General features: G+C 43.3%; 17 protein-coding genes and 2 pseudogenes. 18 read left to right on the top strand and 1 reads right to left on the bottom strand.

Annotation, left to right across the window (positions count from 1 at the left end; translation table 11 throughout):
- Nucleotides 1-295 precede the first annotated feature (295 nt).
- From BKK52_RS07365 to BKK52_RS07405, 9 genes are all read left to right on the top strand, one after another.
- Nucleotides 296-805, top strand: a complete 510-nt coding sequence (locus tag BKK52_RS07365) for a head completion/stabilization protein (protein ID WP_077478402.1) — start codon at nt 296-298, stop codon at nt 803-805.
- Nucleotides 805-1,014, top strand: a complete 210-nt coding sequence (locus tag BKK52_RS07370) for a tail protein X (protein ID WP_077478403.1) — start codon at nt 805-807, stop codon at nt 1,012-1,014. Before BKK52_RS07365 ends, BKK52_RS07370 begins: the two co-directional genes overlap by 1 nt.
- A 4-nt stretch (nt 1,015-1,018) precedes the next feature.
- A complete protein-coding gene (locus BKK52_RS07375) occupies nt 1,019-1,246 on the top strand; it encodes a phage holin (protein ID WP_077419983.1) in 228 nt (75 codons plus the stop codon).
- On the top strand, nt 1,227-1,745 hold the full coding sequence (locus tag BKK52_RS07380; protein ID WP_077478404.1) for a lysozyme: 519 nt from the start codon (nt 1,227-1,229) through the stop codon (nt 1,743-1,745). The genes BKK52_RS07375 and BKK52_RS07380 overlap by 20 nt, the downstream gene beginning before the upstream one ends.
- The gene (locus BKK52_RS07385) at nt 1,730-2,080 is read left to right on the top strand and encodes a chemotaxis protein (protein WP_077478405.1); all 351 of its coding nucleotides are present in this window, start codon (nt 1,730-1,732) and stop codon (nt 2,078-2,080) included. Before BKK52_RS07380 ends, BKK52_RS07385 begins: the two co-directional genes overlap by 16 nt.
- Nucleotides 1,995-2,264, top strand: a complete 270-nt coding sequence (gene lysC, locus BKK52_RS07390; protein WP_077478414.1) for an Rz1-like lysis system protein LysC — start codon at nt 1,995-1,997, stop codon at nt 2,262-2,264. Before BKK52_RS07385 ends, lysC begins: the two co-directional genes overlap by 86 nt.
- Nucleotides 2,257-2,469 carry a TraR/DksA C4-type zinc finger protein gene (locus BKK52_RS07395; protein WP_077419979.1) on the top strand — a complete coding sequence of 71 codons (213 nt, stop codon included), beginning with the start codon at nt 2,257-2,259 and terminating at the stop codon, nt 2,467-2,469. Before lysC ends, BKK52_RS07395 begins: the two co-directional genes overlap by 8 nt.
- 95 nt (nt 2,470-2,564) lie before the next feature.
- Nucleotides 2,565-3,032, top strand: a complete 468-nt coding sequence (locus BKK52_RS07400) for a phage tail protein (RefSeq protein ID WP_077478406.1) — start codon at nt 2,565-2,567, stop codon at nt 3,030-3,032.
- Nucleotides 3,032-3,505, top strand: a complete 474-nt coding sequence (locus BKK52_RS07405) for a phage virion morphogenesis protein (protein ID WP_077478407.1) — start codon at nt 3,032-3,034, stop codon at nt 3,503-3,505. Before BKK52_RS07400 ends, BKK52_RS07405 begins: the two co-directional genes overlap by 1 nt.
- On the opposite strand, the gene BKK52_RS07410 is transcribed toward BKK52_RS07405, so the two are convergent.
- Nucleotides 3,502-3,801: a hypothetical protein gene (locus tag BKK52_RS07410; RefSeq protein ID WP_077478408.1), complete on the bottom strand. Its 300-nt coding sequence runs from the start codon at nt 3,799-3,801 to the stop codon at nt 3,502-3,504. The genes BKK52_RS07405 and BKK52_RS07410 overlap by 4 nt on opposite strands.
- Nucleotides 3,802-4,452: 651 nt before the next feature.
- Between BKK52_RS07410 and BKK52_RS14315 the strand changes: the two are divergent.
- The 9 genes and pseudogenes from BKK52_RS14315 to BKK52_RS07450 all read left to right on the top strand — a co-directional run.
- Nucleotides 4,453-5,502: pseudogene (locus tag BKK52_RS14315) on the top strand (phage tail tape measure protein); the annotation flags it as partial.
- A 234-nt stretch (nt 5,503-5,736) separates the two neighbouring features.
- A pseudogene (locus BKK52_RS07420) lies at nt 5,737-6,801 on the top strand (phage tail tape measure protein); the annotation flags it as partial.
- Between the two features lie 76 nt (nt 6,802-6,877).
- Nucleotides 6,878-7,045 carry a hypothetical protein gene (locus tag BKK52_RS13655; RefSeq protein ID WP_165688461.1) on the top strand — a complete coding sequence of 56 codons (168 nt, stop codon included), beginning with the start codon at nt 6,878-6,880 and terminating at the stop codon, nt 7,043-7,045.
- Complete coding sequence (locus tag BKK52_RS07425) at nt 7,023-7,472, top strand: hypothetical protein (RefSeq protein ID WP_077473900.1); 450 nt, start codon at nt 7,023-7,025, stop codon at nt 7,470-7,472. The genes BKK52_RS13655 and BKK52_RS07425 overlap by 23 nt, the downstream gene beginning before the upstream one ends.
- Before the next feature lie 154 nt (nt 7,473-7,626).
- A complete protein-coding gene (locus BKK52_RS07430) occupies nt 7,627-8,166 on the top strand; it encodes a phage baseplate assembly protein V (protein WP_077478410.1) in 540 nt (179 codons plus the stop codon).
- Nucleotides 8,166-8,504 carry a GPW/gp25 family protein gene (locus BKK52_RS07435; RefSeq protein ID WP_077478411.1) on the top strand — a complete coding sequence of 113 codons (339 nt, stop codon included), beginning with the start codon at nt 8,166-8,168 and terminating at the stop codon, nt 8,502-8,504. The genes BKK52_RS07430 and BKK52_RS07435 overlap by 1 nt, the downstream gene beginning before the upstream one ends.
- Nucleotides 8,501-9,415 carry a baseplate assembly protein gene (locus tag BKK52_RS07440; protein WP_077478412.1) on the top strand — a complete coding sequence of 305 codons (915 nt, stop codon included), beginning with the start codon at nt 8,501-8,503 and terminating at the stop codon, nt 9,413-9,415. The genes BKK52_RS07435 and BKK52_RS07440 overlap by 4 nt, the downstream gene beginning before the upstream one ends.
- Nucleotides 9,405-9,944 carry a phage tail protein I gene (locus BKK52_RS07445; RefSeq protein WP_077478413.1) on the top strand — a complete coding sequence of 180 codons (540 nt, stop codon included), beginning with the start codon at nt 9,405-9,407 and terminating at the stop codon, nt 9,942-9,944. Before BKK52_RS07440 ends, BKK52_RS07445 begins: the two co-directional genes overlap by 11 nt.
- A gap of 2 nt (nt 9,945-9,946) precedes the next feature.
- Nucleotides 9,947-11,533 (top strand): phage tail protein (locus BKK52_RS07450; protein ID WP_208606147.1); only part of this gene is annotated, 1,587 nt, incomplete at its 3' end.

An 11,533-nucleotide genomic window follows, 5' to 3' on the forward strand; every position in this document is an offset into this window, starting at 1 on the left:
TTTCTTGAATATCTTGAACAAGCATTAGGTTTAGATCAGAAAATCGGCGTAAAAGGCGAGATTAAAAAATTGAGAAAACAGGTAGGGTGTGTGGATTGTTAACAATCCACGCACGAATTACCCTTATTTGATCTTTGCGTGCGTGAATTTTTCAAATTCACACACCCTACGCATTATTTATTAAAAACCAAGCAAACCACGCAGCCGCGGGGCGGATTCAAAGTGCGGTCAAATTTTCTTAAATTTCCACTGCACTTGATGAATCCCCACCCCGCTTTTTTTATAGGTAAACACAATGTCAGACGGTGCAATCTCCATCAAACTCGCCCCAGATTATGAAATGGGCGCAGTGCAAAAACAGGTAGAAACCTACCCGAACACCGATGATTTCATCACCAATGAACCCTTTTTCCCTGATTTGTCGATTTCGCAATGTCGCAATCAAATGCGTATTGACGGCACAGTGACTGAATTTCGCTTAAAAGATTCATTGATTGAGGCGATGGCATCAGTCAATGAAGAATTGAATGCATTTCAAAAAGAAAATGCGAAATACGGTCATTTGGAAAGTATTCCGGCTCCGGTTATCAATGACGAAAGCATATTAGTGCAACGTTATCAACGTGCCGTGATTTGCCTTGCGGTGGCGAATTTATACGAACGCTATGCAAGCTATGACAGCACCAATGATGGCGAAAAGAAAATGGAACAACTCAAAGACATCATCGACCAACTCCGCCGTGATGCCCGTTTTGCTATTAGCGATATGTTGAAACGCCGAAGAATTGACGTGGAGCTAATCTGATGAAAGTTCGCGCACAGCAAAACGACAATCTCGATGCCATTGTTTATCGCCATTTGGGAAAAAGCCAAGACTATCTAGAAATCGCTTGTGAGTTAAACCCGCACTTGATGAATTTGCCGATAATCCCTATCGGCACGGAAGTGAATTTGCCTGATCCTGAAACTGAAAAAATCAACGTTGCACAAGATACGTTGCAGCTATGGAGCTAACAAAATGAAAGACATTCAAAGTAACGCACCTTATGTATCAGGCGGTTTTACCGCATTTATGGGAGTGATCAGCAATATGTTCAGCAATGTTACGCTTGCCGATGTAGGCGTTATTGTCGGGATTATCGTCACCATCGCAACTTGGGTGGTGAACTGGTATTACAAGAAAAAAGATTTTGAATTAAGAAAATTGGAAATCGAAGGAAAACTCAATGATAAGAAAAAGCGCTAAATGGGCATGTGGTATCGCCGCCGTTGTGGGTTTAACCATTGCTTTACACGGTAATGAGATCCGCACATCAGAAAAAGGCTTATTACTCATTGGCAATGCCGAAGGCTGCCAACGAAAGCCCTATCACTGCCCTGCCGATGTTTTAACATTCGGCATTGGCACTACGGAAGCGGTGGAAAAAATCAACCCCAATAAAATTTACAGCAACGAAGAAATTGCCCACGCTTTTGCCAAAGGCATTAAACAGGCTGAAAAATGCGTGAATACTTACGCCAACGGACAAGCCATGCCACAAGGTGCATTTGATTCACTGACCTCTATCACCTTCAATGTCGGCTGCGGCAAACTGAAAAACAGCACGCTTTTTAAAATGGCAAGAAAAGGTTACACGCCTGCAATGTGCAGTCAATTTGAACGGTGGATTTATGCGGCCGGAAAACCGCTCAAAGGCTTGATTGACCGCAGACAAAAGGAGAAAGCACTATGTTTAACTTCCTAACTTCAAAAGAAAAATGGGTGCTCTTGGTTGGCCCGTTGTTGCTCGTACTGATCATCATCTTTCAAGGTTGGCAGGCGAACCTCTGGCACGCTGAAATGGTGAAAGAAGAACAGCTCAAAGCCAAATGGCAAGCCTCTTATATGGCGTTGCACGAACACGTTCAACAATTCGCCGAACAACAAAAGCAACTGACCCAAGCCTTTCACGCCTTAAAACAGCAACAAACCCAACAAACACAGGATTTAAAAAATGTACTTAAACAGCATCAAACTTGGGCTGATAGCCCTATCCCTGATGACGTGCGCGGCGTGCTCAACCGCCCCGCAAATCATTAAACAACCAATACTCTGCCCTCAAACGGCAGAGTGCGGTCAATTTTCGCCTCAAATTCGCACCAATGGTGAACTGGCAGAAGCCTACCAACAGGCACAACATCAATTAAACCTGTGCGTGATTGAAAATCACAGCTTGAAGCAATGTATTGATTCGTTTAATCAACAGGAAAAAGCCAATGACTGATCAATTTGACCGGGCGCAACAAATAGAAGAAATGCAACGGGAAATCGCCCTCAAAAAACACCGCACGTTTAAAGCCGTAAGCCGCCTTTATTGTGAAGATTGCGATGCCCCCATTCCCGAAAAACGCCGACAAACTATTCAAGGTGTAACACGTTGCGTGATCTGCCAAGAACAGGAAGAAAAACGGCAAAGGCACTATCGGTAAGGTGTTATCGGTAAGGTGTGTGAAATGGAACATTTCACGCACGTTAGGTAAAGCGAGCGTGGATTTTTCAAATCCACACCGCCTACGGAGGAATAATGAAAAAGCCCAACCAGCTGCGAAAAATCCTTGAGCAAAGTTTGCCCGATTTCGTCAATAACCCCGACCGTTTACAGCTTTATACGGATGGCGGGCAAATTATCGCCACGGGTGCAAACTCGTTCAGTTTTGAATATCGCTACACTCTCAACATCATTGTGACCGATTATGCCGGTGACATTGCCGCCTTGGTTGTGCCTATGATTGCCTATCTTCGCACCAATCAACCTGAAATATTTGAAAATCCGCAACTGCGTGAAAATGCCTTCAAGTTTCAAGTGGATTACAACAATAACAACACGGCTGACATTAGTTTTGAAATCAAACTTACTGAACGTGTGGTATCGAAAAAAGACGGCGACAGCGTGCAACTTAATTATGCCAAAGAACCACTACTTGAGGATCCTCGCCTTGTAAAAGTGTATTTGCAGGATTGGGATAATTTGATTTTTGAGGGAGAAGTTTGATGAGTGACAACATCCAACAAGTCAAACTCGCTTTTGCCGAATTGCTGAAAAATATCAGTAAGCCCCGCCGCCGTTTACTCTATCAACAAATCGGCAGAGAACTTGCCCGAAATCAAAGAAGACGAATTAAAGCGCAACAAAATCCCGATGGTTCAAATTATGATCCTCGCAAACCCCGAAAACAATTTGGTAAGAAAAAAGGGCGTATCAAACGCCAATTAATGTTTAGAAAATTAGTTACGCCGGCACATATGAAATTGCGTTATGAACAAGATGGGCTGTCATTAGGCTTTTATGGCGGTGATGCAGTAATCGCTTCTGTTCACCAATACGGGTTGAAATCAAGCCCGTCAAAAAACAAGGATTTCAAAGTGCAATATGCCCAACGGGAATTGTTGGGCTTTAGTGATGAAGATGTGGAAATGATTGAACGGTTTGTGATTAAAGCCCTTGCCGAGGGTTTTAATCGCTAACTTAATTTTTGGTTTAAACGGTCAAGTTGTTTATTGAGCCAATTGACGACATACCAAAGAACGGTTAGCGCCGCATAAAAAAGCACAGCATACAACACATAAATCAGCCAGTCATTTAAATAGAAAAGCGGGGCAATCATCAACAGCATAATGCCCAAGGCGATATACCAAAAACGGATAGCGAGGGCAATCACGGCTAAGGCGAGATAACCCACAATGGCTACACCGCCCATAGCCATTGCAACAACAAAAGACAATCCAAACACAAAGAGTAAAAAAGTGAGGATAAATTCCATGGCACTCTCCTTAGTTGAGAATTTTATTCTTGAAAAATAATTCATTTTTGTCAATAAAAAGAGTGTAAAAATATGAAGAATTTAGCCCTTCAAGTTACCCTAAGTGCGGTTGATAAATTAACCGCCCCTTTTCGTAACGCCTCCAAAGAGGTGCAAAAACTCGCACAATCCCTTAATCAAACTAAAACTGCCAAAAAAGCGTTAGAAGATCAGCAAAAGTTAATTAATAATTTTACCTCGCTTAAAAATTCGGTCAGTGAAAACAAGCGAACTTTGTCAGAGGCACAGAAAAAAGCACAGGATTTAGCCAAGCAATTTAATGCTACGAGTAATCCAACCAAAAAACTAAAACGTGAATTTGAAAATGCAAAACGGGCTGTCACCAAACTCAAAGAAGCCCAAATTGCGGAAAATAACAGACTCAATCAAGCTCGCCGTGCATTATCTGAAGCGGGCATAAGTACAAAAAATTTGTCGCAATCACAAAGGGAATTAAAGCGAAAAATAGAAGCGGCTAACCAGTCTATTCAAAAGCAAGAGCAGCGTTTACAAAAACTCAATCAACGGACCAAAGAACAAGCCCGTTATCAAAAACAGGTCCAAAAATTAAAAGCAGGTAGTGATTTTGCTGCCGGTTTTGGTATGCGAGCCATGGCACACGGTGGTGCTGTATTGGGAAGTAGCTCAATGATGATGAAACCCGCCTTTGAATTTGAAGAAGAATTTTCCAAAGTACAAGCATTAGCACGTTTGGATAAAACTAAAGATGCCGAAAGAATTAAACAGCTAAGAGATCAAGCAATTCAACTTGGTGCAGCTACCTCATTTACATCAAGAGATGTCGCTGCAGGGCAAGGCTACTTAGCTATGGCTGGGTTTAATGATAAACAAATTTTAGACTCAATGCCCGCAGTGCTTAATATGACAAAAGCCGCCGGAATGGAAATGGGGCGTGTTTCAGATATTAGTTCGGATATTTCATCAGGTTTTAAAATTCCTGCTGCAGAAATGAATCGTGTTGCAGATGTACTTACACTCACATTCACCTCAAGTAATACTAACCTTGAATTACTTGGGGAAACCATGAAATATCTTGGTCCTATTGCCGCCAGTACTGGACAAGATTTTGAAACCATGTCGGCTATGGTGGGATTATTAGGTAACGTAGGGATTAAAGGCTCTCAAGCCGGTACATCCTTACGTTCTGCTATGTTACGCCTTGCCGGTCCGCCAAAACAGGCTGCAAAAGCGATGAAAAAACTGGGCGTATCTGCAAAAGATAGCAAAGGAAATATGCGGGCATTAACCGACATTCTTGTCGATGTGGAAAAGAAAACCGCTAAGATGGGTTCCGGCGACAAAATGGCATATTACAAAGCTATTTTTGGGGCTGAAGCGGCAACAGCAATGGTTGAGTTGGTTAAGCAAGCCGGTGTTAATGGCATTCAAGAGATGAGTGATAAACTCAAAAACGCTGCCGGTACTGCTGAAAAAGTCGCAGAAACCATGGCGGATAATGTTATGGGCGATCTTAAAAATCTACAAAGTGCCGGTGAAGCATTAACCATCTCTATTTTTGATGAAACATCGGGCAGCATACGGGAACTCATTCAACAATCTACGCAATTTTTACGCACTGCAAATCAATGGATAAAAGCCAATCCCCAACTTGCCGCAAGCATGGCTAAATGGGTGGCGGGTATTAGTGCCGGATTAGTGGCAGTCGGTGCATTAAGTTTAGTTTTTAGCTACTTATTATATCCGGTAGGACGTGCCATTTTATTTTTCAATAAATTTACCGGTGCAAGTAAATTATTAAACCTCGTTTTATTTAATTCGGATAATAAATTCAGATTATTTAATAAAACCTTATTTTCTGGTAAAACAACATTCAATGGCGTGTCTTATGCCGGAAAGCAATTTTTATCATTGATAAAATTAATGCCGGCAAAATTCCTCGCTATTGTGAGTAAAATGAAGTCTCTTTCTTTTTAGTTGAATGGATTAAAAATGCTGGCTCGTGTAGCGCTATCACCGCTACGATTGGCTCTAGTAGGCATTGGTTCTGTATTAAGTTTCCTACTCTCCCCGATTGGCTTAATAACCGCCGCTTTCGTGGCTGCGGGTGTTTATATCTACCGAAATTGGGAAAAAGTGCGGGCGTTTTTTGGTGGATTTTGGGAGGGACTAAAATCCGGTCTAGCACCTGTGATTGAAAAGTTTAAACCCTTGGGCGATCTGTTTGGCGTTGTTGTCAGTTGGATTGAAAAAGCCGTGAAATGGTTTACTGATTTACTTTCTCCGGTTCAAACGACACAAGCTGAATTAGATAGCGCACGTTCTGCCGGTGAAAAATTCGGAAACGGTATGGCGAAAGCAATTGAGCTAATTCTTATCCCGCTTACATTATTAATGGACGGCATTAAATGGCTTAGTGAAAATATGCCAAGTTGGGACGGTATTAAAAATAGTGTTTCAAACGCTTGGGATAGCACTAAAAACGCTGCGGGGAGTGCTTGGCAATCTACAAAAGAAACTGCCGGAAATCTTTGGGGAAAAGTAAAAGATTTCACCGGATTTGGTTCAAATGGTAAAAAATCTCCTCTTCAAAACTGGTCTGGCGGTTATGCCGGCAACGGTGGCAAATATGAACCAAAAGGTATTTTCCACGGCGGCGAATATGTGATGACTAAAGAAGCCACGTCACGCCTCGGCATTCACACATTAAACGCCCTCAATTATGGCAAACAAGCCTTAATTGCAGGCGGTCTAGGCGTGAGTGTCGCTACGGCTGCGCCTGTGCAAGTAGATAGCCGTCCGCCTATTTCTGCACGCCCTGTTGCTGCACAGGTTGCACAACCAATGAAAGTGCAAATCACGATTAATGCCACAAAAGAAATGGATGAGCAAATGCTTGCCCGATTAGTGAGAAAAGAGATCCAACAAGTCCAAAACCAACAACAAGCCCGTGCACGAAGTAGCTTATGGGATAAAGTTTAATCAAAGGGCGAAAGCCCTTTTTATTGTTTATTTTTAGAGGGAGTGGTAATATTCGAAAAAATAGGAGGGTTATTTTATGAACAAAAATGCACCTTTTATCCGTGAAATCATTGACCGTACACAATCTGTTAAAGGGCAACGAGTTCAAGGAAAGAATAAAGAAGAAATTGCAAATAGCGTGCAAGCTATTTTGAAACAACAGGCTAAGGTAATTCAAAACAATGTTGGAACGCAAACATATTAAATTTGTTGAAATTCATGGGCTTTTTACAGAAATTAGCCTTGCATTAGGTTTCACCCAAGAAGATATTGATGACTATTCTTCAAACCTTGCACAACTTGTCGCCCTTTGGGAAAAGCAAGAATTTATTGAAATTTATGTTGACAATAAAGACCGACTGTTCGGACGTGCTAAAGATAGCAGCTTAGCTATTGGTGCATCACCTTATTACATTGGGCTTTATCACGCAAGATTGAGCTATCAAGACAATGATCCTTTAATCGTTTTGACGTTTGATTATGAAGACAATCCTGAAACCACAACCGTTTCTATTCGTTTTATGATAGATCATGACACGTTATTTGGTACAAAAGAGGAAAAATTTATCCAACAACGAATGAAAGATATTCGAAAACGTATTGATAATTTTATCCAAAAAGGGAATAAATAAGTGGGCTATGTCTAACTGCCACTGAATCAAACAATACAAAGCAAGCTAACTAGGCTTGCTTTTTTGTTATCCCCAAATCCACACTTCCCCACCCTCGCATTTATCCCCTATCTCGCCAACAATAACGCTATTTATTACAACTGAAAAAGGCTTTATGTCCGCCGAATTTAACCGCCGATTAGATAACCTCATTCGCTTTGGCACTATTGCCGAAGTGGATTACGAAAAAGCCCGTGTGCGGGTAAAGAGCGGTCAAATTCTGACGGATTTTTTACCTTTTATTACGCTCCGTGCCGGCACAACAAAAACGTGGTCTCCACCTACTGTGGATGAGCAATGTGTGATTTTGGCGGCAAGCGGTGAATTTACTACGGCTTGCGTATTAGTCGGGCTTTACACACAAAACAGCCCAAGCCATTCCCCCGATTTGCACGTTATTCAATTCGCTGACGGTGCAACCATTGAATATAACCAAGCAAGTAGGCGATTAAACGTTGTGGGGATTAAATCCGCCTTTATCAATGCCAGTGAGCAAATAGATATTTTTTGCCCAACAGTGAATATCAAAGGCAATGTAAAAATTGACGGAAAAGTCACAAGCACGGGCGATATGATCGCAGGCGGAATAAGTCAAATCAGCCACAAACACGGCGGCGTGCAAGGTGGACCAAGCAAAACAGGAATTCCTGAATAATGAATCGATATACCGGTGAAAAACTCACAGATGAAGGGCAACATATCAAGCAATCTATTGCGGATATTCTCCTTACTCCCATCGGATCACGCATTCAACGGCGGGAATATGGCAGCCTAATTCCCATGCTTATTGACCGCCCGATTAGTCGCATTCTTATGCTACAACTTGCCGCTTGTGCGGTGACGGCGATTAACCGTTGGGAACCCCGTGTACAAATTACCCAATTTAAACCGCAACTAACGGAACGTGGAATTACCGCAAGTTATGTGGTGCGTTATCGCAAAAATAACCAAGAAATTCGCAACGAACAACTTTTACTCGGTGGTAAACAATGAGCGAGCTAGTCGATTTATCGAAACTTGATGCACCCAAAGTACTTGAAGACTTAAATTTTGAAACCTTACTCACCGAGCGTAAGGCGGAATTTATCGCTTTATTTCCGCAAGAGGAACGCGCATTTTGGCAATCACGGTTAAGTCTTGAAAGTGAACCTATCACTAAATTACTACAAGAAGTGGTTTATCTGCAGTTGCTTGAACGCTCTCGCATTAATCAAGCAGCACAAGCCACGATGTTGGCGTATGCCACCGGTTCGGATCTTGATGTCATTGCAGCCAACTTCAACGTGCAACGACAAGTGATTCAAGCGGAAGACAACAGCGTTACGCCAAAAATACCGGCTATTTTAGAAGATGACACCTCATTAAGACTACGCACGCAGCTTGCCTTTGAGGGGCTTTCCGTTGCGGGTCCTCGTTCCGCTTACGTTTTTCACGCACTTTCCGCCCATCCCGAAGTCGCCGATGTTTCAGTGGTTTCGCCCGAACCGGCGCAAGTGACCGTCACAATTTTAAGCCGAATCGGGCAAGGCACGGCAAGTGAACAAGTATTAAATGCCGTGCGGAAAAAACTCAATGATGAAAATATCCGCCCTATTGGGGATCGTGTGACCGTGCAAAGTGCGGTGATCCACTCTTATAGCATCCGAGCAAAATTACATTTATACCGTGGGCCGGAATACGAACCAATCAAAGCAGAAGCCTTGAGAAAACTCACCGACTACACCGAAGAAAAACGCCGATTAGGTCGGGATATTAGCCTATCGGGGATCTATGCCGCCTTGCATTTAGAAGGTGTGCAACGTGTTGAATTATTAAGCCCTACTGCCGACATTGTGCTACCAAGCTCAAAATCCGCTTATTGCACCGGCATTAATCTTGAGATTGTGACCAGTGATGATTACTAGCCACTTATTGCCGATTGGTTCAACACCACTTGAAAAACGGGCGGCGGAAATTCTTAAAAGTGCGGTTGAAAATCCCATCATTATTGCGGATTTAATCAATCCTGACCGCTGTCCCGTTGAACTGCTCCCCTATCTTGCATGGGCGTTTTCCGTTGATAAATGGGACGAACACTGGGCGGAAGAAGTCAAACGCATTGCTATCAAGCAATCCTACTTTGTGCATAAACATAAAGGCACGATTGCCGCAATCAAACGTGTTATTGAGCCTATCGGCTATCTTATCGAATTAACAGAATGGTTCAACGCAAAACCACAAGGCAGGCCTGGTACATTTAGCCTTACTGTTGAAGTGCCTGAAAGCGGTTTAAACGAACAAACTTATAACGAATTAGTGCGACTGGTCAATGATGTAAAACCCGTCTCACGCCACTTAATTCAACTCGCTATCGCTATCTCGCCTACCGGCTCACTCAATACATTTATTGGGCAACAAGAGGGCGAAATCATCACCATTTACCCACAAGGATAATTATGGCTTCACAATATTTTGCAATTTTAACCGATTACGGCACAACTGCCTTTGCCAACGCATTAAGCAGTAAACAGCCGTTACAACTCACCACCTTTGCCGTGGGTGATGGAAACGGACAAACCATTACCCCAACTGCCGACCGCACCGCACTTGCACGTGAAAAACACCGTGCTGCGGTCAGCGCCGTTTCGCTCGATCCCCGCAACAATAAACAGGTGATTGTTGAGCTAACCATTCCTGAAAATATTGGCGGTTTCTACATACGTGAAATGGGCGTATTTGATAATCAAAACAAATTAATTGCCTATGCCAACTGCCCCGAAAGTTTCAAACCGACCGAAAGTAGCGGCAGTGGGAAAGTGCAAGTGTTGCGGATGATACTGAAAGTTTCATCATCAAGTGCGGTCACATTGCGTGTAGATCACAGCGTGATTTTCGTCACACGCCAACAGTTAACCCCTAAAACTATCACCGCCGAAACACAAAACAGCTTTGATGAAACTGGTCACACCCACAAAATAGACCGAGCAACGACAGCTAATGCCGGTATTGTGCAACTCTCAAATGACGACAACAGCGATGATGAAACCAAAGCACCGACATTAAAAGCTATAAAAAAACTCAAAGGGCTTTATGACGGATTACGCCGTTTGTTGGATAGTTACATCCCCAACAGCAAAAAATCCTCCTCGCTCACCAGTAATTCGGCGGATACGGTGGCGACTTCGTCTGCGGTGAAACAACTCAACGACAAAATCATCCCGTTGAATTTTTACAAAATCAATGTGAAAGCGGCTTCGGTGGCGGTGACCTTTGATTTAACCAACCGTGAACACTGGCTGGCGGAAATCGGTTCGGTCTATAAAGGAAACGGGCATTATCAGCTGAATTTACACAATGCGGCGAATAGCACGATAACCCATTTGCCCCTTGGCGAGCTGAAAAGCCCGGTGCAGTTGGATATTTCCGTGATGGGCGTGTTTTCGGTGATTCGCTGTCATTATGTGTATCTCAACCGCACCTTCACCTCAAAATTTGACTGGAACCAAGCTACCTCACTGCTTGCTTGGTTTGAGGAGGTGAAGCTGGACAATAGCGGCAAAGTGCCACGGGATACGGTGTTTGCCCGTTCCCTTGAAAGTCAATATCGAATGGTGATTCGCCGCAATGAGGCGCGATATACGCCTTATCTATGGCTTATCGACCAATCCATTGATATGACGGCGGCAAACGTCACACAAAAAAATATCGGCGAGCTGATTTCACACGTCGGTGAAGGGGACGGCGTGGCGAAAACCGTCCTGAAAACCCTGCTTTTGACCGATAAAAATGCCATCCTTGAAATGGGCGGATGGGATGCCGGCCAACGTTATAAAACTTTCCTGAAAGGATTTAGCAAAACCGGCAATGTGATGATTGGTGAAGGGAATGACGATGAAAACAGCGCGCGCTTAAAAGTGGGCGGTGACCTTAGTGTGAAAGGCTCGACCATTATCACCAACAGTAGTTGGGTGAAACAAAAGTTCCCGATTACCAACGGCGGTGAATGGCGATTGGAGTTCAATCCAAAAAGCGAAACCGACCCA

The sequence above is a fragment of the Rodentibacter trehalosifermentans genome (assembly GCF_002000545.1).
Lineage (GTDB): Bacteria > Pseudomonadota > Gammaproteobacteria > Enterobacterales > Pasteurellaceae > Rodentibacter > Rodentibacter trehalosifermentans.

Coding starts and splice junctions, on each gene's coding strand:
- BKK52_RS07365 (WP_077478402.1), top strand. CDS start 296: ATGTCAGACGGTGCAATCTCCATCAAACTCGCCCCAGATTATGAAATG.
- BKK52_RS07370 (WP_077478403.1), top strand. CDS start 805: ATGAAAGTTCGCGCACAGCAAAACGACAATCTCGATGCCATTGTTTAT.
- BKK52_RS07375 (WP_077419983.1), top strand. CDS start 1,019: ATGAAAGACATTCAAAGTAACGCACCTTATGTATCAGGCGGTTTTACC.
- BKK52_RS07380 (WP_077478404.1), top strand. CDS start 1,227: ATGATAAGAAAAAGCGCTAAATGGGCATGTGGTATCGCCGCCGTTGTG.
- BKK52_RS07385 (WP_077478405.1), top strand. CDS start 1,730: ATGTTTAACTTCCTAACTTCAAAAGAAAAATGGGTGCTCTTGGTTGGC.
- lysC (WP_077478414.1), top strand. CDS start 1,995: ATGTACTTAAACAGCATCAAACTTGGGCTGATAGCCCTATCCCTGATG.
- BKK52_RS07395 (WP_077419979.1), top strand. CDS start 2,257: ATGACTGATCAATTTGACCGGGCGCAACAAATAGAAGAAATGCAACGG.
- BKK52_RS07400 (WP_077478406.1), top strand. CDS start 2,565: ATGAAAAAGCCCAACCAGCTGCGAAAAATCCTTGAGCAAAGTTTGCCC.
- BKK52_RS07405 (WP_077478407.1), top strand. CDS start 3,032: ATGAGTGACAACATCCAACAAGTCAAACTCGCTTTTGCCGAATTGCTG.
- BKK52_RS07410 (WP_077478408.1), bottom strand. CDS start 3,801: ATGGAATTTATCCTCACTTTTTTACTCTTTGTGTTTGGATTGTCTTTT.
- BKK52_RS13655 (WP_165688461.1), top strand. CDS start 6,878: ATGAACAAAAATGCACCTTTTATCCGTGAAATCATTGACCGTACACAA.
- BKK52_RS07425 (WP_077473900.1), top strand. CDS start 7,023: ATGTTGGAACGCAAACATATTAAATTTGTTGAAATTCATGGGCTTTTT.
- BKK52_RS07430 (WP_077478410.1), top strand. CDS start 7,627: ATGTCCGCCGAATTTAACCGCCGATTAGATAACCTCATTCGCTTTGGC.
- BKK52_RS07435 (WP_077478411.1), top strand. CDS start 8,166: ATGAATCGATATACCGGTGAAAAACTCACAGATGAAGGGCAACATATC.
- BKK52_RS07440 (WP_077478412.1), top strand. CDS start 8,501: ATGAGCGAGCTAGTCGATTTATCGAAACTTGATGCACCCAAAGTACTT.
- BKK52_RS07445 (WP_077478413.1), top strand. CDS start 9,405: ATGATTACTAGCCACTTATTGCCGATTGGTTCAACACCACTTGAAAAA.